Below are 24840 nucleotides of genomic sequence, written 5' to 3' on the forward strand. Positions count from 1 at the left end.
GAGAATGCTCTGTGAATGAACCGGATTGGAAGCACTTGAATGCTGTCCCTTTGCCCTTGCAGGAATTTCAGCTACAGCTGGACCAGAACAGTGTGGACGCCAAGCAGCTAGAGGAATGGAAGAAGATCCCTGTCCTTTATCAACTAGCTTTGGAGGAATTAAAGAACAAAATTAAGCTGATTCAGACGGAATGGAAGCTAATAGATGGTTTTAGCCCGATTGAGCATATTAAAACCCGGATCAAAGAACCCCACAGCATTGTAGAGAAGGTTCGGCGCAAAGGGCATGAGGTCACCCTGGACAATATATTGCGTGAAATTCATGATATCGCAGGCATGCGTGTGGTATGCGCATTTGTCAAAGATATCTATCGCCTGATGGATCACCTCCGCACACGGGAAGACATTCGTATTTTGGAGGTCAAGGACTATATTGCCCATCCTAAGCCCAACGGCTATCAGAGCCTACATGTCATTGTGGAGATTCCACTGATTCTGTTTGAGGGCACACGCTGGATTAAGGTCGAAATTCAATTGCGCACATTGGCTATGGATTTTTGGGCCAGTATGGAGCATATTTTGTACTATAAGTTTGATAAGAAAGTGCCCGAACACGTAGTTAACGGGTTGGCCGAAGCTGCACGTGCAACCTACGAACTGGATCAGAAAATGCTCAAGCTGCGCGGGGAAATTTTATCGCTTAGCGAGGAACAGGATGTGGAAGAGTCTCCAGGGAAACGAGCTGAGGAGTCAGCTCTAAAGACACTCTCCCTTCCCGCAGATCACGCTACTTCTCGGTCACAGACTTGCTAGCCATACAGGCACGGGATAACTAAAGCATTCAAATGGGGTTGCTCCCCCTTGTGCTGGAACTTAGGAGCTTATGTATGATGTATAAATAAAGAGCCGTCAAAACCACTATGTTTCTGGTTTTGACGGCTCTTTTACACATTTGTTTCAATCAAATATTACTGCTTCTCGCGAATCTCTGTGCTGATTTTCTCAACGATGTCTGCAATGCTGAATGATCCCAGATCGCCTTCGCCCCGTTTGCGCACTGCTACAGTACCGGTTGTTTTTTCATTTTCCCCGATAACGAACATGTATGGAACCTTCTCCAATTGCGCTTCACGGATTTTATAACCGAGCTTCTCATTCCGAGTATCCACTTCGACACGCAGACCCGCTTTCAGCAATGCTTCCTGCACCTCATTGGCAGTCTCGATATAGTTCTCGGATACAGGCAACAGCTTCGCATGAACAGGAGCCAGCCACAATGGGAATGCACCTGTAAAATGCTCAGTCAGGATGCCCATGAAGCGGTCGATCGAACCATAGATGGCACGGTGAATAACGACTGGACGGTGCTTCTGGTTGTCTTCGCCCACATAAGTGAGATCGAACTTCTCAGGCATTTGGAAGTCCAATTGGATCGTTCCGCACTGCCAGCTGCGTTTGAGCGCATCGAGAATGTGGAAGTCAATTTTCGGACCGTAAAACGCTCCATCTCCCGCATTAATACGGTAGTTCATACCCAAATGCTCCAGCACGTTTTGCAGAGCTTGTTCCGCTTGATCCCACAGCGCTGGCTCACCCATAAAGTCATCTGGACGTGTGGACAATTCCACTGTGAATTCAAAGCCAAACACACTGTACATTTCGTTAATCAGCTTGATTACGTCCGTAATCTCTTTTTCAATCTGTTCTGGAGTAACGAAAATATGCGCATCATCCTGACAGAATGTACGAACACGCATCATACCGTTCAACGCACCGGACAGCTCATGACGATGCACTTGTCCAAATTCGGATATACGAATCGGCAGATCGCGGTAAGAATGAAGTTCATTTTTAAACACAAGCATATGCCCCGGGCAGTTCATCGGTTTCAGAGCAAATGTAGTTTCATCCACTTCGGAGAAGTACATGTTTTCCTTGTAATGATCATAGTGTCCCGATTGCTCCCACAGACGGTTGTTCATCATCAGCGGTGTACGCACTTCTTCATAGCCATGCAGACGTTGAATGTCGCGGGAGTAATCTTCGAGCGCAGTACGCACCACCATACCTTTAGGCAGGTAGAACGGCATGCCAGGAGCTTCTTCGGAGAACATGAACAGTTCCAGTTCCTTACCTAGCTTGCGATGGTCGCGTTTTTTCGCTTCTTCCAGCAAGTGAAGGTGCTCATCCAGTTGAGCTTTTTTAGGGAATGCTGTTCCGTAGATACGTTGCAGCATCTTGTTATTGGAATCTCCTCTCCAGTATGCACCTGCTACACTCAACAGTTTGAAAGCTTTGATGCGGCCAGTGGATGGCAAATGCGGGCCACGACACAGGTCAAAAAATTCGCCTTGATCATAGATTGTAATTTCCGCTTCTTCCGGCAAATCACGAATCAGTTCCAGCTTCAATGGATCTTCCAGTTCACCAAAAATACGAGTTGCTTCCTCACGGCTGACCACACGACGTGTAATCGGCAGATTTTCCTGCGTAATCTTCGCCATTTCCTTTTCGATCTTCGCCAGATCGTCAACGGACAATGGGTTTTCGATATCAATGTCATAGTAGAAGCCGCTGTCAATGACTGGGCCAATACCCAGCTTCACATTTTTCTCACCATAAATGCGTTTGAGCGCCTGTGCCAGCAAATGCGCTGTGCTGTGACGGTAAATTTCCAGACCGTCCGCACTGTCCAGCGTAATAATTTCAAGGTCAACGTTCTGATCCAAAACGGTGTTCAGATCGACAGCCTTCCCGTTTACTTTACCTGCTACTGCGTTCTTTTTCAGCCCGGAGCTGATCGAACCCGCCACGTCAGCGATGGTTACGCCCTGCTCGTACTCGCGTACGGCTCCATCCGGCAATTTCACTTGAATACTCACGATTAAAGCCTCCATTTCAAATTGTGTGCTATATCAAAATTGAACGCAAAAAAACGCCTCTCTCCCTCAAGGGACGAGTGCGTTCAGCTCGTGGTTCCACCCTAGTTCGGCCCGCTACTGTACATACATTCATGTTCATCCAAACATGCTCATGCACGACCTGCGTGACCCTCCATTGGTATCCGTTAACGGGGATAAATCGGTGGGCGCTTACTGATGCCACTGCCAGCTTGCACAGTTACACGTTCAACGTCACGGCTACAAAGGGGTAACTTCACATGCGGTTGCCGGAAAAGCTCTCAGCCTCGTCTTTTCTCTCTGAACGGCCCTTCAAGGAAATCATGTCTTTGGTCAATGCCTTGAATATTACTATATGCTACAGCATTATAGATCAAATTCGCAGGTATTTCAAGTGGACGTTTATGTAAGTTTCTGTCTTATTTATCATCCGGCTATGAAGACGAATAGGCCTATATTTACACCCCACTAAATACACTGTAAAATATTTCTTATCTAGACGATACCGTACAGAAAGAGAGCAGAAGAGATGCCTAAGATCATTGTCACAGAAGAACAATGGATTCAAAAAGGAATGGAACGTTTTGAACAGGGCGGAATGGATCAACTCATTGTTGAAAAAATGGCTACTGCTTTAGGGTGTAGTAAGAGCAGTTTTTATTGGTATTTTACCGATCGCAGCAGCTATATTAGACAGATTGTAGAGACATGGAAGGCACAGACGACACAACAGGTTATGGCCGCGTCCATCACCCATGCGACCGCAGATGAGCGGATCAAAGAGGTACTAACCCAGATGTTCGGCAAGACGAAACGGGGAGACTTTCTGTTTTATCTGCGCAAGCTGTCATTGAAGGACGATAGTTACCGTTCCTTGCTCAACGAAGTCGAGCAGATGAGAATGGAGTTTATGAAAGAACTTTTAATCCAGAAGGGAATGCAGCCAGAGAAAGCCTCGCAGAGGTCATGGATGTTGTACCATTACTATTTGGGTTGGTATGAGCGTCACAAGCAAGAGACGTTAAGTGAAGAAGCCATTCAGCAGCATATTCATATGATTTGGACAGAGTGGATTTCTAATTAAGGAGGATGTGAGATGTTGGTGTTACTTTCATGGGCAGTTGGCGGAATTTTATTGGTACTGAGCGGCATGCATTTATATTGGGTATTTGGCGGGCAAAAAGGTGCTAAGGCAGCGATCCCAAGCACGGGAACGGATTTGCTTTTTAAACCCTCCAAAATAGGGACGTCGATTGTTGCCATTTTACTAGCTTTAGCCGCTTGGTTCGTTCTGGAGTTAGGGAGAGTCGTACCAATTCGACTTTTCCATTTCTTCTATTCCTATGGTGCAGGCTTGTTGTCATGTTTATTTATTTTACGTTCTATAGGAGATTTCAAATGGGTAGGGTTCTTCAAGAGAAAAAAAGGAACGGTTTTTGCAAAATGGGATACTGTGCTCTATTCGCCCCTTTGTTTTCTCTTGGGAACAGCCATTTTAATGATGATGCTTTTACGTACGGCATAGCTTAAAGCTGACCTTTACCCGATTTGTTTCTTTCGCACATCTCCATTCGTTTCTTTCTCAGTGAAAAAATACAGTAAAGCCAGCACAGGCAAAATGACTCCAATCAGAGCGCTGAAATTCCAGCCACCCAACGCATAAGACCAACCACCTAATGATGATCCAATCGCTCCACCTATGAAAAAGATAGACATGAATAATCCATTCAGACGCCCTCTCGCTTCACTTCCTAGCGAGTAAATAACACGCTGTCCAAGCACCAGGTTTCCCGATACAGCCATGTCCAGTGTAATCGCTGAAACAAAGAGAAGGATGAGCGCAGCCGTCGAATGACTTTGAAAAATATAGATGACCAAAAAGGACAAGGCGGCAATGACCATAGCTAGCCCGGTTAAACCTTTGCTCCAGCCTTTATCAGCCAATCTCCCGGCAATCGGAGCTGCTATTGCGCCGCCTACACCTACTAGAGCAAACAGTGCAATCCCTTGCTGAGACATGCCGAAATCATCCGCCAAGCGTAGAGGAACAACCGTCCAAAACAGGCTGAAGGCACCAAATAAGCAGGCTTGATATAAGGCACGACGGCGCAATGCAGGCGTTTGTTTGAAAAGAGTACCTAGCGAGAGAATCAGTTTACTGTAAGATACCGTAGGTACAGGCTTGCGCTCTGGAAGAGCCCGCGAGAGAAGAATCGTCAACAACGTCAAAACAATGGCTGACATAATAAATACGGCTTGCCATCCCCAAATGCTGGTTATGAAGCTTGCCAATGGACGTGCGAACATAATGCCTAGCAGGAGTCCGCTCATGACATTCCCGACAACCCGGCCGCGCTGTTCTTCGGATGCTAAATAGGTAGCGTACGGTACCAATATTTGGGCTACTACAGATCCAACTCCAATGAACAAGGATGCGGTCAGGAACAACGTGGCATTGGGAGCGAAGGCAGCAACAAGCAATGCACAGACTGTAATGATGAGCGATACGACCATGAGCCGTCGATTTTCAATAATATCGCTAATCGGTACGATAAACAGCAGTCCTACAACATAACCGATTTGAGTTAAGGTGACAATGAAGCCCGCGGTTGTGGAAGAAAGGCCTAGCGCTACATGAATAGGCCCTACAAGGGTTTGAGCATAGTAAAGGTTGGCAACAATAAGGCCGCATGCGGCTGCCAACAGAAACATCATCCAATTTGAAATCCGGTTACCTTCTACGGCTTGTTGTTTTCTTTGCATGATAATCCTCCTCAATAATTTAAATACTGAACGTATAGTTCGTTAATTCGATAACCAAATAATATACTGAACGTTTCGTTTTGTAAATAGGCAAATTAAACTTTTTATTTTTGTCTATTATTTGATATACTGAACGTACAGTTTGTATTTTGTGTTTTCCTATATCTATGTGGAAGGTGAGCATTCCAGTGCAGAATAAAAGAGGACGTCCGCGTAATGTCGAGTCGCAAAAATCTATCCTTGCCGCCTCCTATGATCTACTGTTGGAGCAAGGCTTTGGAGCGGTAACGGTAGAAAAAATTGCTGAACGAGCGAAAGTGAGCAAAGCCACCATTTATAAATGGTGGCCTAACAAAGCTGCCGTAGTCATGGATGGCTTCCTGTCAGCTACCATGGCAAGATTGCCTGTACCCGACACGGGTCGTGTACTAGACGATATTCTCATTCATGCTACGAATTTAGTACGGTTCCTAATCAGTCGAGAAGGTAAAATTATTACGGAGTTAATTGGCGAAGGGCAACTTGATGCAGGGTTGTCAGAGGCATACCGAACCCGGTATTTTCATCCCCGGCGACTTGAAGCCCGGCATCTTATTGAGCGGGGAATAGAGCGCGGGGAATTGAAGGAGCATCTCGATGTTGAATTATGTATCGATCTCATTTATGGACCGATTTTTTATCGTTTGCTGGTGACCGGTTATCCATTAGACGATGCCTATGTACGACAATTAGTCATGAGTGCGTTCGAAGGAATTAGCTTGGACTAAATGGCGAATGCTATATAGCGGGGCTGGCAGCCACCACAGGGTATTTTCTGTGAATGGCTGCTTTTTTTCTTTTATCTTTTTTTTTATCTTTTCTTTTACCTGCCGCGATTCTCTAGCTAACTCCTGTTTTGCTTATTCGTCAGGGTCTATACTAATCTTTTGCAGCAGGTCGATCAAAAGGTCCTCTTCCTCTTCGGATAAATTGTGGACAAGACCGGCATTGAGCTCGTCCAATATTCCTTGTAAGACAGGAGCGAACTCTAACGCCTTGGCCGTGGGAGACACAAGTTGGGAACGACGATCATTCGGGTCCGTTTTACGTTCAATGTAGCCTGATTCCTCTAATTGTTTTACAGAGCGGGCTGTGGTTGCCTTGTCAAATTTAAGTTCATTCGTGAGCTGCTCCTGTGTAATGCCCGGCTGCTGCAAAATAGTTTTTAAGAAACTGTGTTGTCCCCCACTACCGATTCCATAAGGAGCCAGTTTTTTGGACAATATTTTTTGATTTCGACGGTACAGGTGGGAAATTAGCTTTCCAATCGGTTTTTTTCTCATCAAATACACCTCATTGGCTTGAAAATGGCAATCCCCAGCTGGGACCAAAACAAAGTTTACAATACTATTGTTGCGCACGCAACTAATTTGCTGTACACTAGAACCGTTCATTTAGTTGCGCACGCAACTAAAGAAAGAACTGCCAACGATAAAGAGGTGTTCATAATGAGTTCAACTGCTACAACTGCTGCAACCTATCAAGAAAATATCGAAGTTCAGAAGAAACGTTGGATGATTTTGATTGTTTTAAATCTGTTTACGTTTATGTCCACCCTGGATGGAAGCATCGTTAATATTGCTCTTCCTGTATTGTCCCGCACGTTACATTTACCTGTGGCACAGATTGAATGGGTGACAACCGCCTATTTAATGGCGATATGTACCGCTATTTTATTTTTTGGCAAGCTAGGGGATATGGTTGGTAAAATCAAAATATTCAAAATCGGTACGATCATATTCATTCTTGGCTCCCTATTGTGCGGTCTTAGCTCCTCACTCTCCCTATTGCTGATTTCCCGCATTATTCAGGCGATTGGAGCATCCATGACCATGGCGAACAGCCAAGGGATCGTAACAGATATCTTCCCGTCTACTGAACGGGGCAAAGCGCTTGGCCTCATCGGAACCTTCGTTTCTTTGGGTAGTATCGCCGGGCCGAGCTTGGGCGGTATTATTGTCTCCTCGCTAGGTTGGCAATACATTTTCTGGGTCAATGTACCGATAGGCCTGATCGCTGTCTTTCTGGGCTGGAGGCTTCTGCCGAAGGATCTAATCAAGGTGAAGGATAAGATCGACGTTCCAGGTAGCCTGGTGTTTGCCATTTTCATTCTCACCTTGTTCGTCGGATTGTTACTGGGACAGCAGGTCGGGTATGGAGACGCACGTATTATTGCTTCGCTGGTGGTGGCGGTAGTTGCTTTTGCCACATTTATTCGATTGGAATTTCGTCGTCCACAGCCGCTGTTACAGCTCACATTATTCAAAAACCCGTTGTTTTCACTTAGTATTTTGTGTGCTTTTCTGGTGTTCGTCGCAAACTTCTGCTTTAACATCATTTCGCCTTTCTATGCACAGAATATGCTGAACTTGTCGCCATTTTATGCCGGATTTTTGCTGATGCTGTTCCCCATCTCTATGGTTATCGTAGCCCCGCTCAGCGGTGCGCTGTCTGATAAAATCGGGTCTGAGCTGCTGACCTTCGCCGGGCTGGTCGTTATGGTCGTTGCCCAAATTGGATTAGCCCAGCTGCATGCAGGCAGCTCCATCCCGCTCGTCGGTCTGTGGATTGCCATGCTGGGTATTGGCAGTGGTTTATTTCAATCGCCGAACAACTCGCTGATTATGTCCAAGGTCCCCCGTACACAGCTCGGCTCAGCCGGAAGTGTTAATTCACTGGTGCGCAACGTCGGTATGGTTGTAGGGATTACGCTGGCCACATCTATTCTCTTTTATATTATGAGTAAAGAGGCGGGATATCGGGTCACCGGATTGGTGCCGGGACACCCTGAAATTTTTCTGTCAGGCATGCATGTAGTCTTTATGACATCTGCGTCCATCTGTCTTGTAGCGGCATTGTTAACAGGCTGGAGGCTGATCGGGGCTAGACGGGCAAGAATGCAGCAAGAAAAGAGGTAGGGCCATCAGGAAGCCAAACAGGCTTTTGTAATGAGGATTACGTATCCTCTTACACTTCTACTAAGCGTCCGTTCTCTCTCCAGGATTGCAGAATTTTCTCAAGTACCCATTGATTCTTGTATCCGTCATCGAACAAGGGGGCTCGATCTACGAACTCCCCTCTTGCCAGCTTAACAAAGTCGCCATCGGCTGTATGATTATAGATTGCAGGAACAGCCCAAGTCTCGTATTCGGCATCCGGATGTTCCAGGTCACGCAGCACGATACGAATACTTTCCGGATTATTAAGGCTGGCATGCAGCGTACCGAGCTCACCGTAAATATCCACTTCGATATCGTGGCGCTTGCCGATGGCATTTTTGTGAGTGATAAAGGTACCCACGGTATTATCGCCAATGATGCCATGGAAGGCGGCGAGATCTTCCACGTCCACTTTTACAGGCAGACCCGTGACCGGATCAGACCGCTCGGGTGTAATGATATGCAGCAGCGCCGCGACGCTTTTAAATTCACCAACGAGAAAACGGGCCAGATCAATAATGTGTGAGGCAGTATCCCCCACGACTCCGGAGCCCGCCTTGGCTAAATTATGTCGCCATGTATACGGATGCTGACGATACGGTGAAAATGCATCCATCAGATAGCGGAATTGAATATTGTAAATTTTACCCAGTTTATTCTCAGCCAGCAGCTGCTTGGTATATTGGAAGGCCGCGCCGTAGCGATGCTTGTAGTGAACCAGCAAAGGCACCGGATTCGCGGTATACAGCCTTTTCAGCTGATCGGTTTCTTCCCATGTGAGGGTCAATGGCTTTTCTGCCAGTACTGCCTTGTGTTCTTCCAGCGCAATCCGAATAATGTCAAAATGCACATCATTGGGTGTCAGCGACAAAATCGCATCTACCTCTGAGTCACGGATCAGTGCTTCATAATGGGGATACCGCTTGGAAGCAGGCAGTTGCAGTTGTTCTCCGATGGCTTGAAGGCGGTTCACATTTACATCACTAACGGCCACAATCGATACCCCTGACATACTGTTTAATGATCTGATGTGATATTCAGCGATCAGGCCCAAGCCGATAATCCCCGTCCGAATGGGGATAGTTGGGGAAGTAGAAGTACTCATATATTCAGAATTCCCTTCTCAACAATTTGGTTTGATATATGTAAGACATTCCCTTTTGCTATGCAGTATCACCTGTAGCTTTGTAGAATAGTCCCACCAGAAGTGAGCGCCGTAACTTTTACTTCTACAGACAGATACTAGACCGTGAATATAATTCCCCATAAAAAAAGGATCTGCAGCTCCGTTGTCCGGTTTTGCAGATCCTTTGTACTTCTTCTTTAGATCGACTACATCGATTACATCAAAAATGTACCTACGACAAAAGATACCCCAATGATGATCGAGCGCAGCATCTGTGCCAGAGCCACATTGCCTCTGGCAATTTCCTCACACACCTTGGTGCGCGGTGTCACCAGATCAAAAATAATATAGACCAGACACAACACTACAATGCCCACGGCCGACCAGGTCAGCATATCGAGCCATGAATGGCTACTATACGACACCATGCCCACGATGATACACAGACCTAGCAGCTTTGCACCCATGTAGATGCCTGCCGCTTCATTGCCGTGTGCGATTTCCTGATTATCGTTATAACGTGTCAGCAAGCTGAACACAAAATAACCCACGATTAAAATGGCAAACAAGATAAGCAGGCCGATGCCTACATTGCCCAATGCGTTGCCCAAACTGATATGAGAGTCCAATTTTTTTCCTCCTTATGATGCTTGTGAATGAATAGGAACAGATAAGTTCGGAATGTTGTACATTTTGCAATTCAACTTATACAGTGGCGGATTAGAAGGTTTCGTTGGTAACGGCGGCCGCGCAATAGTAGGCCATATCACCTGTTACCTTCTCGCCGATTCGCGGCAGGACTCCCGCAAAGCGCCCTCCGATCACGAATATGCCTGTCAGCACATAGCCGTGAAATAACCCTTCCTCAGTCTGTACCTCTGCACTCTGCATAGGCCACAGCCGCTGATAAATCTTGGGCTGTCCCTCGTAATAAACGGCAATATGTGCAGCTTCCTCCTGTTCAGGCGTCAGTGGAGCATCAGCTTGATGCAGCAGATCAGGCTGGTCAGCCTTCGCATTTTGGGCCACTCCCAAAACGCATTCCAGTCTCTCGTCGGATTCAGGGTGTTCGATCAAGTGCGTCCCTTTACCCTCTCGGCCCCATATGCCTTTGGCCACATAAGGCTCTCTATTTTGCATAAACACAGATGGTTCAAAATATGTAGGTAGCAGGTAGGTTCGTATGACCTCCAGCTCCCGGTCGTCAAACAAACGAAAACCACAGAACGCCGGTGTCTGCTCATTGCGCTCGTACAGCGACCATACGGTTGCGGTGAACCCTTTGCTCTGGGTAATGATATGCTGCGGCGGATTAATTAGTCCTATTTTCCCGTCTGCCACCATATCCATTAGCGCCTGCCCTACCTCAAGCCCTGTGTCCTCCTCCCGATCTTCAATCAGATATTCCAGCGGATACAGGCGATAGAGGATGTGAATCTGCTCTTCCTGGTGATACAATCCTTCATTCGGGATGATTTCCAGTTCTTCCAATGGCGCATAAACCACTTCAAACCCGGCTTGTTCACATAATCGCATAATATATTTGGTATTTGTCTGATCCTCGACATGCCAATCATAGCAAGTGAAATACACCTTTGTCCCTAACCCCTTACGGCTATAAAAATGAATGAGCTCCGTCAAGGCAGACTGAATCGCCTCATCCATTCCAGAGGAAGGGCCATGCAGATTCATGTCAGCCTCTGACATTCCCTCACTACGCAGCGCTTCCAGCAGCTTTCCTTCGAGATAAGCCACCTCGGGAATTCCGGTTGGAGTATCGGTGTTATTCTCAATGCATTTGATCCCCGCTTCCCCCACAATCCAGTCCTGACGGGTTATGCCATCCGGCGCGGCCGTCATCCGTGCAGCACGCAGCAAGCCTGGATGAATCCCCAATCGCTCCACCAGATATTCATCTGGCATATAGCGCTGGATGAATTGCTGGACCTTGCGATAAATACGATGTACCGCCTCGGAAGCAGCCTGAAGCTCTGCCAGCTCGCTGTCCCGATATACCGTTAAGGCAGGTACGCAATAGGACTTGCCGTACATGCGATGATACGGAATCATACGGCTGATTTCATCCTTAAAAAGCTCGTCATGTTCATAAGGTAATTGCCGAATCGTACGCATGCTCATCTTAACCTCCAGAAAAAAAACCGCTGCGTGAGCCGCTGCTGCCAAAACCACTGTGTGAGCTGGAAGATGAAGACGAGCTTTTGCGATAAGAACTGGAAGAACGACTGCTATGATATGAGGAGCCTCCATTATAATAGGTCGATCCGCCATAATAATACCCGCTGCTGCCTGAATCCCGACAGGCCGTTTGCTCCGATACAGGGAGCTCGTCGCAGTCATAATACTCGTCGTCACCGCAACCCGTCAGAGCGGCCGGGACAGCCAGCATTAGGGCAAAGGCCGCCATCCGTGCACGAGATCCGGGCTTGGATTTCATGGTTTCCCAAGAATGCTCCATTATAGATCGACCTCCTTCACAAACAAATGCACCTTTTTCAACTGAGGGTCCAGTACCGAATAGATGAACTCGTATGTTTTGCCACCCAACACCGTATAGTGATCCAATAGTCGTTGGGCCAGCTCCAAGGTAAATACTGAGCCTTCCCGCTGATCCATACTGCGGAACGCAGGCTCATCCCATACCCAGTACAATGTACTGAATGTGGATGTGTAGCCTCTCTCACTAGCCAGCACGAGATCCGTGATCGATGCACCGTAAGGCTGTGCACGTTCCCCTGTAAATTCGGTCACATAGATGGAATGATCCGTATGCTCTTCACTTTCATTCGAGATATGCGCCCATAGTTTGTCATGGAGACGCGTAGCGTCTACAAGCTTGCGCAGGAACAGCTCATCTCCCGATACGGATTCCCGTGTCAGGCTGCGCAGTTCCTCTTGAGTGTCTTCTGACCATTCGCAATACGTTAATGAATAATAAATGATGATTCCCTTCCCTTCCTGTACGCTCCTGTCATGAGGTTTGCTATAAATCCAAGCATCTGTCGTCGTTCACTATACGCGATTCTACCTTGGAAAGGTTCAATTTGGAAGAAAAATACGACAAAAAAGCCGCAATCCCCAGGATTACGGCTTGATTGTAGCAGCTACAGTTTAATATTGTTTTCGTCGAAATATTCCTCCAGTGTCAGCCCCTGCTTGGCTACATCCTCTGCAATGTCTACTCCCACATAACGGATATGCCAAGGCTCGTACACATAGCCGGTCACATTTTCTTTACCCTTCATATAACGAATAATAAATCCGTATTCCGGTGCATGTTCTTCCAGCCATTTGCCTTCTTTGGAAGCTCCAAAAGATTGCTCCAGCTCATTGCCTACGCTGGGGCTGGATACGTCAATGGACAATCCTGTCTGATGCTCACTCGTACCCGGTACGGCGCTGACTTTAGAGGCATATTCCTGACCCTTTGTCTTTACATTGTTGTTGAAAATAGACACCTGACGCTTATAGGATCGGTATCCCGATACCGCACGCAGCTCAATGCCATCCTTTTTCGCACCGTCGAACAGCTTCTCCAGTGCCTCTGCCGCTTCCTTACGCAAATGCCGCTTCTCATGCGGCCCCTCGAAGGAAAAAGGCACCTGCGGCTCTACCAGATCATCAGGGACATAGCCCACAGGTAAGCTGCGCTTTTTGTTTACAACGACTGTATCGGAAGTCGCATTGGTGACAACCGCCGTTCCATCCTCTTCCTTAACTGTGGCTTGTAGTGCACTTTGACTTCGTAGCGCCATCACAGGGTCAGCCTGTCCGCTTGCTGTACCCGCAGAGGCTTGTCCAGCGCTAGTGCTGCCATTTTCCGCATCCGTCTGGGTGGCAGACTGTACATTCTCCTGTACTGCTGTGGATGACTTTAATGGCTCACTTTCCTGGCCACCTGATCCTCCCTGCTGGCAAGCTGCCAGCAATAATCCCGGCAAGATTAGCCCCGGAATGAGCGCTTTGGTCCATCGCTGAGATGTGCGCGTCTGTTGTATATGTCGTTTCATGCGGGTATCTCCTCCAATATTGCAATTGATACATGACTTGCAGTGACTTTTCCGTTCCCCCATTGTAACTGAACTTTGGACACTCTTCGAAGCTGTTATCCTATCCAATGAAGGTGAACAGACTCGAAAAAGAAAGCATATACCCGAATTATTACGGATTATGACGTTTTTGCGGAATTGCAGCCCGAGCTCGTTCGGCTACCCGTTCACGTATGAGTTTCAATGCTTCTTCGGCACGAGGTAATCCCGGCAGCAAGGACGTAATATCGGTTTCCTTCTTGGAAGCAAGTTTTTGCGGCAGACGAATCTCAATGGCATGAAAGCCTGCTCCGGGACGATGCAATGCTCCTTCCACTGCGGATTCTGCAATCCATTCGCTAATTGCTGCCGATCCGCTGCGTCCGCCCTCCGCGCGTGAAGTAGACTCAAGCGCGGGGGATGTCCTCTGTATATGGGATAACTCTCCAGCCCAAGCACTAAACACATACTCCAGCAGTTCTTCCTGCGTCATTCCGATCAACGCTGGACAGTGTTGTGGCTCGTTTTCCAGCCCGGCCTGCAGAGCTTTCTTTACATCTTCGACTGCACCTATACCATTCTCGCTGACGGAAATGGCTGCCTCAGCTGCTAGCTGAACAATCTCATCGAGCGACAGACAGGTTTTCCCTTGCAGGAAACGGTAGATGTCCAAGGGCTCCGCTTTTAGCTGCTCCAGCCATGCCTCTCGCTGCTGCAGACTTAGTACAGGCACTGGGCCAGTCCATTGGACGTTATGTGCGAAAGGTACACCCGTCGATTCGTCTACCAGTCCGTTGCCGTCTAATTCCACGATCCATCGACCGTCAGTTACTTTCAGCTTCACTTGCGGTCTCGTCATCGCCTTCATCCTTTCTCTGCTCACTCGATCCATACGTCATTTTGCAACGCAATCAGACCACGCAGTTCATCATCAGACATTTCGGTGAGCCAATGTTCCCCGGAGCCGACAACCTGCTCAGAGAGCGTCTTTTTGCTCTCAATCAGCTCGTCGATCCGCTCCTCCAGTGTCCCTTGGCAAATCAGCTTGTGCACTTGTACATTGCGGCTTTGACCGATACGGAACACCCGGTCTGTCGCCTGATTTTCGACCGCAGGATTCCACCAGCGGTCATAGTGAATGACATGGCTGGCACGCGTCAGGTTTAAACCCACGCCACCTGCACGCAAGGAAAGTACGAATATATTCGGTCCTTTTCCCTGCTGGAAATTGTGGACAATTTCGTCCCGTCTGGTTTTCGCCAACCCTCCATGCAGGAAATACGGCTCCTCTCCCAAAATCTTAGCCAAACGGGATACTAACAATTCTCCCATCGACACATATTGGGTGAAAATCAGCGCCGATTCGCCGTTCTCGCGAATGGTTTCGACCAACTCCAGCAGTCGCTCCATTTTACCTGAATTTTCAGCTTTACTGCTGTCAGCACGGCCCGGAATGATCAACCCCGGATGGTCACAGATTTGCTTTAACTTGGTGAGTGAAGACAGAACAAGCCCTTTGCGGGCCATACCGACCTGCCCGTCAAGTGTGCCCAACAATTGGTCCACCACGCCACGGTATAATCCGGCCTGCTCTGGTGTCAGTACACAATAGGACTTCAACTCAAGCTTCTCCGGCAAATCCTTGCGGATATCCGGGTCGCTTTTGAGCCGCCGCAGCATGAACGGGGAGACGAGGCGATGAAGCTCGCGCAACGCAGACCCCCGCTCCTCTCCTGCCAGACTGTACCGCTGGCGGAATGAAGATGCCGTACCGAGATACCCTGGATTCAGAAACTGAAAAATAGACCACAGTTCGCTTAACCGATTCTCTACCGGCGTCCCCGTCATGGCAATCCGATGTGGTGCAGACAGCTTCATGACGCTTTGTGCCTGCTTTGTGCGTGCATTTTTTATATATTGCGCCTCATCCAACACGATGGAAGACCAGTGGACCGCAGACAAATCACTGCCATCCCGGCCCGCCAAATGATAGGTGGTGAGGACGATATCATACTCTCGTACACTTTCCTGAAACAGCTCGCCGTGAAGTCGCTGGTTACCATGGTGAATATACAGCGATAAATCCGGCGAAAAGCGCTTCAACTCCCGCTGCCAGTTGCCAAGCAGGGACGTCGGACAGATAATTAACGCCGGACGCTGATCATCTGCGCCGATGCCGCCATCGAGCAGGCAGGTAATAACCTGAATCGTCTTACCCAGACCCATGTCGTCCGCAAGACAGACACCAAAGCCCAATCCTCGCATCGCAGCCAGCCATTGAAAACCGCGCTCCTGATAGGGCCGTAGCGCACCATGCAGCGTTTCCGGCACAGGCCGCGGTTCTACGGAACGGAGCACTCCGCCCTCAGCCAAAGACGCGAGCAATCCGGCGGATTCCGCGCCAAAGATGGACAGGCCCTTCCACGAGGCCTCGCCTGCACTTTCATTTTCCGCAGCCAGATGCATCCATTCAGACAAGCTCATTTCGCCGTTTTCTCCGCGCTTGATAAAACGCAGCACCTGGCGAATTTCCTTGGGATCTACCTCGATCCATTCGCCTCCGAGACGTACATATGGCAAATTGGCAGCCACAATGCTTTCCAGTTCCTCCATCGTCAGGGTCGTATCCCCCAGCACAGCCTCGGCATCAAACGAAATCATGCGGTTAATGCCAACGGACGATGTATCGGCAATCACACCATCTGGCTTGGCCCCCTGCTCTGTCGAGCGCATTTTAAGTCGCAAGCCTGCACGTCTTCGCCCCTCCCGGCTCCAGCGTGAAGGCATCTGCACAGTGATACCGTTCTTTTGTAACGCAGGCACGGCTTCCGTCAGGAAGCGGAAGAACATCTCCGGCTCCAGGGTCAGCCCCTCGGGATAAGGGCGATTCAATGCTTCCTGCATGATAGGTGCCGCTTCAGCCGCCTGTCCGAGCCTCGTCAGCAGTTGTGCCTGTACTTGACGGTATACAATTTCACCGCGAATCAGATCACGTTCAGGGTACGCCCAGAGTGCCAGAGCAGGCAGTCGCAACCCCGGTTCAGCATCGCTTTCTGCCCAAAAGGTAATGCGCCATTCCTGGATGCTCTCTTCCAGAGAAGGCTCCAAACGAAGGCACAGACGCAATTGCCCTTCAATGGGCTCCCTGGCTTCCCGTTCCGTGATAGGCATCGTGCTCCCCTTAAGAGAGGAAGCTTGAAGAACCAGCTCCTCCATCTCAGCGGGCGTTCCCTGTATCGCAACCTGGCGCGAGCCTGTCAACAGACTGTTCCACCACAGCTCCGCCAGTGGCGATCCTCCGCGCCGATACTCTGCCCGATATCGTCCCAACTCACGATCTGACGCTGCCAGCACTGCGGTTGTTTCGGCATGGACGACCGCACACAAGAAGGAATACAGCACCATTCCAGCTGCATCCTCACGTGTTTCTGGCTCCTTGCCCGCAAAAACGGCCGGAGCTGCCATACAAACAGCTGGCATTGCAGCTGCCAGCTCATGAAAGCGGCGGATGTCCTCCTCTTCGCGAAGCCGAGGAACCCATACTCCTACCGCCGCATCTGGACCGCGTCGGCGCGGTCCGGACGGACGCGCCTCTGTAAGCGATGGCGCAATTTCGCCCCGCTGCATCAGTTCCAGCGCAAAATAGGCAGCCTTTTGCCAATATTGCATTTCCTCGCCGAGCGTAATGCCCGATGCCGCACAGCCCTTCTCGTCCATGCGGGTCAGCAGGGCCATCGTCTCGCGAGGTTCCAGTGCCAGACCCTCCAGCGTACGCCCCAGCATGGAGCGTCTCTTGCCGCCTCTGCCTGCGGTTTCCACGCGAGCATTGTTAGGTATCCGCACCTCGGCAAGACGCAACGCAGCCTGCCGAAACGGCCGAAGGTCTCCCTTTAGCGTCAGCCTGCGGATCACACTGCTCCACGCATCAATACGTGGTTCCGACGTCTCACCAGAAAAGCAAAAAAACACATCACCGAGCCATATTCCATAAAGCGGTTGATTCATATCTGTCTCCCGTCCAGCCTTTTGAATTATTACTCTTCATCATATACGAAAACGGGCTCTTTTCAAAACTTTATCACAAAAATAATTGGAAAGTCATATGCTAATAACCTTAAATATTCATGTGATTAACTATAAAAAGAGGAGCCGTAATGAATGGGAATGCGATGGGCACTCCCTCTTATTCTTCGTCATCCTCCAAATAAGGACTCAGACTGTCTTGCAGCAATTTCCTGACCAGTGTACGCAGTTCTTTCGGATATACGACCTCGGCCTCAGGCCCGTATTTTAGCAAAAGTCTGGATACATATCTAAACTCTTCAACAGGAATATATCCCTGCCATTCCTGTCCCCGCCCTTCTTGATGGGAGACATTGTGGAAGAGGGCATCTGATTCGGCCAGCCTGGCACCCAAGGCGGTAAATCTTATTTTCGACGGGATCCCAACACGGGAATCTTCTGAAGCCAACCACTCTTGAAGGGTAGGAAGGCTATCCAGGGTTTCATCTAGCACCGTTATGGTAATCACCCGATCTGAACGGTACAGAATGATGCGGTCTCTGCTATGCGCTGGCATATACCAATAGCCGTGATCAAAATAAAGCCCAATCGGATATACCTGGGTCCACTTTGCCCCGGAAGCGGAGCGGTAGTGCATGTTCACCCTGCGCTTATTCAGCGCAGCCTCCAAAATGAGCGAAGTGTGGGGGGAGTCTGCGTGAGTGGGCATCATGCGAAAAGAAATGTAATCCTTTAGCTGGTTAATATTGCCCTGTACATCCTGAGGAAGCTCGGCATAATAATGCTCGGACAAATGTCTACGAACCGATCCAAAAGGGATATCCGGTATATTTTCCAGCAGTTGCAGCATGAGAAAAAGGCCCAGAGCTTCGTCGCGCGCAAGATGAAGGGGAGGAAGGAGCCGATTGGGAAGTGCCCGATAGCCGCCATGAGGTCCGGTTTCGGTATACAGGGGTAACCCGGTTTGCTGCAGATAATCGAGATCTCTTTGTATCGTTCTGATGGAAACGCCAAAACGTTCGGCCAACTCACGCGCCGTATATTTTTTTCGGGAATCCAGTATCCTCATAAGAGCAATTCTGCGTTCGTTCATAGGATGCTCCTCTAATAAAAATAAAGTTTAAACAATGATTTAACTACGACAAAGTATGTCATAAATAGATTGTAACATAGAGATAGAAAGGAGTGATGAACCAATGAAGGAATTGAAATCTAATGAAGTGGTGTTGTATATCGCCATGAGTCTCGACGGGTATATCGCATTGCCGGATGGTTCGGTGGACTGGCTGTTTGATGTCAAAGGGGATGGTGGCGACAATGGATATGCCGACTTTTACGACACTGTAGGCACGGTACTGATGGGCAGGCTGACGTATGAAGAAGTATTAAAGCTTTCGGCTGACTTTCCTTATGCCGGAAAGCCGTGTTATGTACTCACCCGGTCAATGACGGAGCAACAGCAGGCACCCCATGTTACATTTACGGACGAAGCTCTGTCTGAACTGGTTCCACGTCTACAAAAACAATCCGAGGGTTTGGTATGGTTAGTAGGTGGAGGCCAGCTAGTTCAGGCTTTCATGCAGGCTGGACTGCTAGAAAAGGCGATCATTGCGATTATTCCCAAAGTGCTTGGACAAGGAATCCCCTTATTTCCAGAAGGAACGCCACCAAGTACATTTGAACTCCAGGAAATAGAACGCCGCGGGGATATTGTTCTACTTCATTATAATGTATAGGCCACACGAAAAAATGAACATAAAAACAGGTAGGCGGAATGGTGCTGTACAAGCGTAGCGGTGGCGATAGGAAGCACCCTCCGTCTGCGCTGTGGCACGATAGGTAGAAGAGCCTTCGCATGCTCAGGACCATGTATCTCCCTGGCATGCGAAGGCTCTTCTGTTTATTTCATTGAATTATTTGGTCTTCAAATTATCCCATGTTCTTTGGAAATCCTCGAACAGCTTCCCGGCATCCGATTTACCTGCCACATAGGCCTGCATCTCACTTCCGAATTCCTGCTGTGCTCCTTCAGGATAGCGGCTGAAGAACCAGCCCAGCAGTTTATTTTCTTGGCTGTATTTCACGACTTCGGCACCCAATTGCCCCATATCAGCCTCGTCGCCTTTGATGCTCTTGAACGCTGGAATAAACTTGAATTCCTTGGTGATGTACTTTTTCCCTTGCTCGGATGTCACCATCCAGTTTAAGAACTCTTTCGCCTCGGCTTTGACAGACGAATTTTTATTAACCACCCAGTTATTGGCTACCCCTACAAACAGCTTATCTCCCGCTGCTGGGTCTTCACCAATCGGCATAGGCAAAATACCCAAATTCAACTTCGGATTAATTCCGTCAATTTGGACCTGAGTCCAGTTCCCTTGCTGCATCATGGCAGCCTTGCCAGTGGCAAAATTCGTTACCTGCGTATTGTAATCGGTCGTGAGCGGCTTCGCATTGCCATACTTGAGCGTCAGATCGAGCAGCTTAATCCACTCAGCGAATACAGCATTGCCCGGAATTTTGGCTGTTCCATCATTCAGTCCCTTAACGAAGCCTGACGGATCTGGCTGATTAGCAAATGCCACGTTCAGCAAATGATTGCCCAGCACCCAAAACTCCTGGTATCCATTGGAAAAAGGTGTGATCCCTGCGGCTTGCAGCTTTTGTGCAGCGGCCTCCAGCTCAGACAGCGTTTTAGGAGGCTCGGTGATTCCAGCCTTTTTGAACAAGTCCTTGTTGTAAATAAAGCCGTACCCCTCCAGGTTCATCGGCTGACCATATAGCTTGCCATCCTTGGTCATCGGTTCTTTAGCGACATCGACCACATCACCGACCCAAGGCTGATCGGACAGGTCTTCCAAATATTCCAGCCACGTATCCAGCTCACGATAACCGCCGACATTAAAAATATCCGGCTGTTCGCCAGAGGCAAACTTGGCCTTCAACGCCGCCCCATAGTCACTGCCTCCGCCTACAGTCTGAATGTCGAGCTTGATTCCCGGGTGAGTCGCTTCATATTCTCCTTTCATGCGATTTAGCGCTTCTGCAATCTCTACCTTGAACTGAAAAATGTGAATGGTTTTTTCCTTTACTTCCTCATTGCTTGCTTTTTGTCCACCACTGCTGTTACACCCCGCCAAAACCAGAGCAAAGGCTGCAAAAAGCAAAATTAGTGCTTGGGCTTTCTTTTTAAAAGTATGCGTTTTCATTTTGATGTTCCTTTCTATTCTAGGTTTCAAAGCACCACATTCAACTGAACACTCAACCTTTGACCGAACCGGCCATAATCCCTTGTATAATATATTTTTGCATGGCCAGAAAGAATGCGATCACTGGCAAGATGCCGAGTACCAGAGCAGGTAAAGCCAAATCCCACTGCTTCGTATATTGTCCGAAAAAGGCATAGGTTGCAATCGGAATGGTGCGCAATTCAGCCTTTTGCAGCACCAGAGAAGGCAGTAGATAGTCATTCCAGATCCAGAGTGTATTCAAAATAATAACCGTTACCATCATAGGCAGCATCAACGGATAGACAATCCGGAAAAACACCCCGTAAGGCGTGCAGCCATCCACTGTAGCTGCTTCTTCCACCTCAACTGGCACACCCTTGACGAATCCGTGAAAGAGAAAGATGGACATAGGAGCCCCGAATCCCAGATAACAGATCACAAGACCACTAATACTGTTCATTAAATCCAGCGTGCTTACAACCTTAACCAAAGGAATCATCACCGATTGGAAAGGAATGACCATCGCAGCCACGAACAGGCTGAACAGCACCCGATTGTAGCGTGTTGGACGCCGAACCATTCGGTAGGCAGCCATTGAGCTAATCAGTACGAGCAGCAGATTGCTAACCACCGTAACCACGAGTGAGTTCCACAGCGCTTCAGGAAAACGTGTGATGCTCCAAGCTCTAGCATAGTTGCTCCATACAAAAGCTTGTGGCCAGGCTGCAGAATCGGTCAGCAGGTCACCAAAGCTTTTGACCGAATTCACGAACAAAAAGTAAAACGGGACAAGGAATAACAATGCTACGAGAATCATCACCAATTCGGTCGCCCATGTTCCAATGCGGTAGCGATTGCTTGTTTCCATTTACGATTCCACCTCCCGGCTTTTCGTCAGGCGTACCTGAAGGCTCGTAACAAGAGCAACAATGATAAAGAAAATAAGTGCTTTAGCCGTCCCTAGTCCATAACGATTATTGACAAACGCCTCATTGTATATATTGAGCGCCACTGACTCTGTAGAACCAAAGGGACCGCCTTTGGTCAAGGACAAATTGAGATCGAACATTTTAAACGACCACGATATCGCCAGGAAGAGACATACCGTAATGGCGGGCATGATCAAAGGCAATATAATCGACCGCAGGATTTGCATTCGGCTCGCTCCGTCAATCTCGGCTGCCTCCAGCATATCCCGGGGCACATTGGTTAGGGAAGAGATATAAATCACCATTAAATATCCTGCTGTTTGCCAGATAAACACGATCACAATGCCCCAGAAGGCCGTAATCTCATCTCCCAGCCAGGGCAGGTTGAAGAAGGACAACCCCGTGCTCTCTCCGATCGCAGCAAATCCCTTGACGAAAATAAACTGCCAGATAAATCCGAGCAACAGACCTCCGATCACATTAGGCATGAAAAAAATAGTTCGAAGTACATTTTTTGTTTTTAGCGGCTTGGTTAGAAAATACGCCAGCAGAAAACCAAAAATATTGGCAGCTACCACTCCAATCACCGTAAAACGGACGGTAAACCAGAACGCTGTCCCGAATTTGTCATCGTTAAATAAGATGTGACTGAAATTATCCAGCCCAACCCACTTGGCCTGATTGGCTACCCCGTTCCACTCTGTAAAAGAATAGTACATTCCTAGCATGAAAGGGATTACAATAATGATAACGAAAAATAACGTCGATGGCCCTACAAAAATCCATTGCTGGAGCCATTGCGACGACTTGGCGCGATTCAAACCGATCCCCCCTCTGTTGTCTGTGGTGTCTGGAACGCTCCCCTACGGCATCCTTGCAAGCAGTGTGGACGCTGAAGCCATATGGATATGCAATTCACATGTTCATTATGTCGAATTAGCGCTCTGGAGAACACGCAAGATCGTGAACCATTAGGGGGGAAAATATTGACCTCCAGCTTGCCTTGAATTCTGAAAGGAGCTATCTGCATGAAATTTCATAGCATTCGTTCTCGCCTAATCTGGTTTCTACTCATTGCAGTCACTCTTCCGCTGCTGCTTTCAATGACCATGACCTTCATTCTTACCAAGCAATCCTTGCGGGAGCAGGCCACCCAGGAAAATGAACGGCTTATTTTTCAGGGAATTACGAATCTGGATAACTATTTACAGGGGTTAAATCGCACATCGATCGGGGTGTATAATGACCCTCATTTTCTGCGCAACCTGGCTAAAATTCCGGATGATTATCGGGCCGTTGCCGAGATTTACACCACGCTGCAAACGATGATGAATGCTTCCTCAGGCATTGACCAGGTGTATTTGCATTCATTCGAGGCCGGGCAATCTACGCTGATTACCAGCACGGTCCCTCTGCGGGAGTTCAGGCTGGCTCCCTTCACCGGCTCTATTCATTACGGTCCTTCTGGGCTGTTCATTCAACCCTCGCACATAAAGCATTTGTACGGCTTTTCAGCGGTTTCCTATGCGGAGCACGATACTAAACGGCGGGTATTTACACTCCACCGGGCGATTCGAAACATTCCTTCTTCAGAGACGCTTGGGGTACTGGCTATAGATGTGGATCTGGAGCCGCTGCGCAGTATTTGCCGTCAATTGTATGATGCGGATACAGAGGAGTTATTTTTAATCGATCGGAACGGGACGATCATATATAGCGGAAAAGAATCAACCATTGGAACACACTGGGAGGAATCTGACCTATTCAATCGAATTTCTAAAGAAGGCGGGCACGGTGTAATTGAGGATGACACAGCCCTGCACGTATATGGCAAACTGGATGCCAACCTGTCAGGCTGGACGCTCGTCAAGAAAATCCCTCATCAGACGCTTTATTTGCGGGCCACCCAACTGACCCAGATCAATGTGGTCATTACAGGCACAGCATTGCTGCTCGTTATTGTCGCCACGTTATGGATTTCGATAAAAATTACAGAACCTATTAAGCGGCTGACTCGCTACATTACCCAGATTCAGTCCGGTCAGTTAGATGTAGACATCCGAGCCATGGGCAACGATGAGATTGGAGTGCTGTCGCGTCGTTTCAGACAGATGATGGATACCATCAATAACCTCATTTTGCAGGAATACAAGCTCGAACTGGCTAACAAGACAAACCAATTGAAAGCGCTTCAAGCACAGATTAATCCTCATTTTTTATATAATACGCTACAGTCTATTGGAACACTGGCTCTACAGCATGAGGTGCCGCGCATTTATTCTCTGCTCTCCTCCCTTGCCAAAATGCTGCGCTATAACATGCGAGATCATACGGTTGTTACACTCAAGGAAGAAGCCGAGCATGTAAAACAATATCTTGATTTGCAAAAGGAACGCTTCGGTGAGCAATTAGAAGTAACCTATCAGTGGGATGATGAAATTCTGAATGAGCGGGTGCCTAAGATGATTCTCCAGCCATTGGTGGAAAACTACTTTAAACACGGTGCCGATCCCCGGCTGGGGCCTGGTAAGATTCGCATTACAGGCAGCCGTATCCGGGAAGGCATTGTGAAGATAGAAGTGGAAAATAACGGCGCATCGATTCCACAAACCGAGTTGGAGCAGCTTCAGCAAATGCTGAAACGTCCGCTGAAAGCCCATGAAGAATCAGACACCAGCGAACAGAACTCTATCGGTCTTCGTAATGTTCTATTACGTATCCAACTTCACTCGGAGGATGGTTCTAATACCTTGTGTGTAGATAATATTCTGCCTCATGGCGTTCGTTTTACACTTGAAATTCGCACTAAACCTCTTACAGAAATTCATATTAAGGGAGAGTGATCT

22 protein-coding genes are annotated in these 24840 nt (G+C 48.3%); 7 read left to right on the forward strand and 15 right to left on the reverse strand.

Annotation, left to right across the window (positions count from 1 at the left end; genetic code table 11):
- Positions 1-11 precede the first annotated feature (11 nt).
- Positions 12-812, forward strand: a complete 801-nt coding sequence (locus ACQQ6X_RS24955; protein ID WP_142613581.1) for a GTP pyrophosphokinase — start codon at positions 12-14, stop codon at positions 810-812.
- 155 nt (positions 813-967) lie between these two features.
- Here the strand turns inward: ACQQ6X_RS24955 and thrS are convergent, their stop codons facing one another.
- Positions 968-2881, reverse strand: coding sequence for a threonine--tRNA ligase (gene thrS, locus ACQQ6X_RS24960; protein WP_149035254.1), 1914 nt, complete (start codon positions 2879-2881; stop codon positions 968-970).
- Between the two features lie 547 nt (positions 2882-3428).
- On the opposite strand from thrS, the gene ACQQ6X_RS24965 reads away from it, so the two are divergent.
- Together ACQQ6X_RS24965 and ACQQ6X_RS24970 are read left to right on the forward strand one after the other, a co-directional pair.
- Positions 3429-3983 (forward strand): TetR/AcrR family transcriptional regulator, encoded by a 555-nt coding sequence (locus ACQQ6X_RS24965; protein ID WP_305167453.1) that lies wholly within the window; start codon positions 3429-3431, stop codon positions 3981-3983.
- A 12-nt stretch (positions 3984-3995) separates the two neighbouring features.
- Positions 3996-4424: a DUF3995 domain-containing protein gene (locus ACQQ6X_RS24970; RefSeq protein ID WP_305167454.1), complete on the forward strand. Its 429-nt coding sequence runs from the start codon at positions 3996-3998 to the stop codon at positions 4422-4424.
- A 14-nt stretch (positions 4425-4438) separates the two neighbouring features.
- Here the strand turns inward: ACQQ6X_RS24970 and ACQQ6X_RS24975 are convergent, their stop codons facing one another.
- Positions 4439-5662: an MFS transporter gene (locus ACQQ6X_RS24975; RefSeq protein ID WP_305167455.1), complete on the reverse strand. Its 1224-nt coding sequence runs from the start codon at positions 5660-5662 to the stop codon at positions 4439-4441.
- A gap of 188 nt (positions 5663-5850) precedes the next feature.
- Between ACQQ6X_RS24975 and ACQQ6X_RS24980 the strand changes: the two genes are divergently transcribed.
- A complete protein-coding gene (locus ACQQ6X_RS24980) occupies positions 5851-6429 on the forward strand; it encodes a TetR/AcrR family transcriptional regulator (RefSeq protein WP_305167456.1) in 579 nt (192 codons plus the stop codon).
- A gap of 132 nt (positions 6430-6561) precedes the next feature.
- On the opposite strand, the gene ACQQ6X_RS24985 is transcribed toward ACQQ6X_RS24980, so the two are convergent.
- Positions 6562-6984: a MarR family winged helix-turn-helix transcriptional regulator gene (locus tag ACQQ6X_RS24985; RefSeq protein WP_305167457.1), complete on the reverse strand. Its 423-nt coding sequence runs from the start codon at positions 6982-6984 to the stop codon at positions 6562-6564.
- Positions 6985-7149: 165 nt separating this feature from the next.
- On the opposite strand from ACQQ6X_RS24985, the gene ACQQ6X_RS24990 reads away from it, so the two are divergent.
- Complete coding sequence (locus tag ACQQ6X_RS24990) at positions 7150-8619, forward strand: MFS transporter (RefSeq protein ID WP_305167458.1); 1470 nt, start codon at positions 7150-7152, stop codon at positions 8617-8619.
- Positions 8620-8668: 49 nt separating this feature from the next.
- On the opposite strand, the gene ACQQ6X_RS24995 is transcribed toward ACQQ6X_RS24990, so the two are convergent.
- From ACQQ6X_RS24995 to ACQQ6X_RS25035, 9 genes are all read right to left on the reverse strand, one after another.
- The gene (locus ACQQ6X_RS24995) at positions 8669-9745 is read right to left on the reverse strand and encodes a Gfo/Idh/MocA family protein (RefSeq protein ID WP_305167459.1); all 1077 of its coding nucleotides are present in this window, start codon (positions 9743-9745) and stop codon (positions 8669-8671) included.
- A 236-nt stretch (positions 9746-9981) separates the two neighbouring features.
- Positions 9982-10395, reverse strand: coding sequence for a DUF350 domain-containing protein (locus tag ACQQ6X_RS25000; RefSeq protein ID WP_305167460.1), 414 nt, complete (start codon positions 10393-10395; stop codon positions 9982-9984).
- A gap of 91 nt (positions 10396-10486) precedes the next feature.
- Positions 10487-11899 carry a glutathionylspermidine synthase family protein gene (locus ACQQ6X_RS25005; RefSeq protein ID WP_305167523.1) on the reverse strand — a complete coding sequence of 471 codons (1413 nt, stop codon included), beginning with the start codon at positions 11897-11899 and terminating at the stop codon, positions 10487-10489.
- A 7-nt stretch (positions 11900-11906) separates the two neighbouring features.
- Complete coding sequence (locus tag ACQQ6X_RS25010) at positions 11907-12242, reverse strand: hypothetical protein (RefSeq protein ID WP_305167461.1); 336 nt, start codon at positions 12240-12242, stop codon at positions 11907-11909.
- Positions 12242-12535, reverse strand: a complete 294-nt coding sequence (locus ACQQ6X_RS25015) for a hypothetical protein (RefSeq protein WP_305167462.1) — start codon at positions 12533-12535, stop codon at positions 12242-12244. The genes ACQQ6X_RS25010 and ACQQ6X_RS25015 overlap by 1 nt, the downstream gene beginning before the upstream one ends.
- Before the next feature lie 353 nt (positions 12536-12888).
- Positions 12889-13794 (reverse strand): M15 family metallopeptidase, encoded by a 906-nt coding sequence (locus ACQQ6X_RS25020; protein WP_305167463.1) that lies wholly within the window; start codon positions 13792-13794, stop codon positions 12889-12891.
- A 151-nt stretch (positions 13795-13945) separates the two neighbouring features.
- On the reverse strand, positions 13946-14671 hold the full coding sequence (locus tag ACQQ6X_RS25025) for a phosphoribosylglycinamide synthetase (protein WP_305167464.1): 726 nt from the start codon (positions 14669-14671) through the stop codon (positions 13946-13948).
- 20 nt (positions 14672-14691) lie between these two features.
- Complete coding sequence (locus tag ACQQ6X_RS25030) at positions 14692-17817, reverse strand: DEAD/DEAH box helicase (protein WP_305167465.1); 3126 nt, start codon at positions 17815-17817, stop codon at positions 14692-14694.
- A 178-nt stretch (positions 17818-17995) separates the two neighbouring features.
- Positions 17996-18928: a helix-turn-helix transcriptional regulator gene (locus ACQQ6X_RS25035; protein ID WP_305167466.1), complete on the reverse strand. Its 933-nt coding sequence runs from the start codon at positions 18926-18928 to the stop codon at positions 17996-17998.
- Between the two features lie 103 nt (positions 18929-19031).
- On the opposite strand from ACQQ6X_RS25035, the gene ACQQ6X_RS25040 reads away from it, so the two are divergent.
- Positions 19032-19571, forward strand: coding sequence for a dihydrofolate reductase family protein (locus ACQQ6X_RS25040; protein WP_305167467.1), 540 nt, complete (start codon positions 19032-19034; stop codon positions 19569-19571).
- Positions 19572-19748: 177 nt separating this feature from the next.
- Here ACQQ6X_RS25040 and ACQQ6X_RS25045 read toward each other — a convergent pair whose 3' ends face one another.
- Genes ACQQ6X_RS25045 through ACQQ6X_RS25055 form a run of 3 tightly spaced genes read right to left on the reverse strand, consistent with a single transcriptional unit; the run spans position 19749 to position 22815 of the window.
- Entirely contained in the window at positions 19749-21044 is a 1296-nt protein-coding gene (locus tag ACQQ6X_RS25045) for an ABC transporter substrate-binding protein (RefSeq protein ID WP_305167468.1), read from the reverse strand.
- Between the two features lie 52 nt (positions 21045-21096).
- Positions 21097-21933 (reverse strand): carbohydrate ABC transporter permease, encoded by an 837-nt coding sequence (locus ACQQ6X_RS25050; RefSeq protein ID WP_142613567.1) that lies wholly within the window; start codon positions 21931-21933, stop codon positions 21097-21099.
- Positions 21934-22815, reverse strand: a complete 882-nt coding sequence (locus ACQQ6X_RS25055) for a carbohydrate ABC transporter permease (RefSeq protein ID WP_142613566.1) — start codon at positions 22813-22815, stop codon at positions 21934-21936.
- Between the two features lie 207 nt (positions 22816-23022).
- On the opposite strand from ACQQ6X_RS25055, the gene ACQQ6X_RS25060 reads away from it, so the two are divergent.
- Entirely contained in the window at positions 23023-24837 is a 1815-nt protein-coding gene (locus tag ACQQ6X_RS25060) for a sensor histidine kinase (RefSeq protein ID WP_305167469.1), read from the forward strand.
- Positions 24838-24840 lie beyond the last annotated feature (3 nt).

The sequence above is a fragment of the Paenibacillus ottowii genome, assembly GCF_050516475.1.
Taxonomy (GTDB): Bacteria; Bacillota; Bacilli; order Paenibacillales; family Paenibacillaceae; genus Paenibacillus; species Paenibacillus ottowii.

Excerpts from the sequence above, each read along its gene's own strand:
- ACQQ6X_RS24965 (WP_305167453.1), top strand. The coding sequence starts at position 3,429 with ATGCCTAAGATCATTGTCACAGAAGAACAATGGATTCAAAAAGGAATG.
- ACQQ6X_RS24970 (WP_305167454.1), top strand. The coding sequence starts at position 3,996 with ATGTTGGTGTTACTTTCATGGGCAGTTGGCGGAATTTTATTGGTACTG.
- ACQQ6X_RS24975 (WP_305167455.1), bottom strand. The coding sequence starts at position 5,662 with ATGCAAAGAAAACAACAAGCCGTAGAAGGTAACCGGATTTCAAATTGG.
- ACQQ6X_RS24985 (WP_305167457.1), bottom strand. The coding sequence starts at position 6,984 with ATGAGAAAAAAACCGATTGGAAAGCTAATTTCCCACCTGTACCGTCGA.
- ACQQ6X_RS24990 (WP_305167458.1), top strand. The coding sequence starts at position 7,150 with ATGAGTTCAACTGCTACAACTGCTGCAACCTATCAAGAAAATATCGAA.
- ACQQ6X_RS24995 (WP_305167459.1), bottom strand. The coding sequence starts at position 9,745 with ATGAGTACTTCTACTTCCCCAACTATCCCCATTCGGACGGGGATTATC.
- ACQQ6X_RS25005 (WP_305167523.1), bottom strand. The coding sequence starts at position 11,899 with ATGCGTACGATTCGGCAATTACCTTATGAACATGACGAGCTTTTTAAG.
- ACQQ6X_RS25010 (WP_305167461.1), bottom strand. The coding sequence starts at position 12,242 with ATGGAGCATTCTTGGGAAACCATGAAATCCAAGCCCGGATCTCGTGCA.
- ACQQ6X_RS25020 (WP_305167463.1), bottom strand. The coding sequence starts at position 13,794 with ATGAAACGACATATACAACAGACGCGCACATCTCAGCGATGGACCAAA.
- ACQQ6X_RS25025 (WP_305167464.1), bottom strand. The coding sequence starts at position 14,671 with ATGACGAGACCGCAAGTGAAGCTGAAAGTAACTGACGGTCGATGGATC.
- ACQQ6X_RS25030 (WP_305167465.1), bottom strand. The coding sequence starts at position 17,817 with ATGAATCAACCGCTTTATGGAATATGGCTCGGTGATGTGTTTTTTTGC.
- ACQQ6X_RS25035 (WP_305167466.1), bottom strand. The coding sequence starts at position 18,928 with ATGAACGAACGCAGAATTGCTCTTATGAGGATACTGGATTCCCGAAAA.
- ACQQ6X_RS25040 (WP_305167467.1), top strand. The coding sequence starts at position 19,032 with ATGAAGGAATTGAAATCTAATGAAGTGGTGTTGTATATCGCCATGAGT.
- ACQQ6X_RS25045 (WP_305167468.1), bottom strand. The coding sequence starts at position 21,044 with ATGAAAACGCATACTTTTAAAAAGAAAGCCCAAGCACTAATTTTGCTT.
- ACQQ6X_RS25050 (WP_142613567.1), bottom strand. The coding sequence starts at position 21,933 with ATGGAAACAAGCAATCGCTACCGCATTGGAACATGGGCGACCGAATTG.
- ACQQ6X_RS25060 (WP_305167469.1), top strand. The coding sequence starts at position 23,023 with ATGAAATTTCATAGCATTCGTTCTCGCCTAATCTGGTTTCTACTCATT.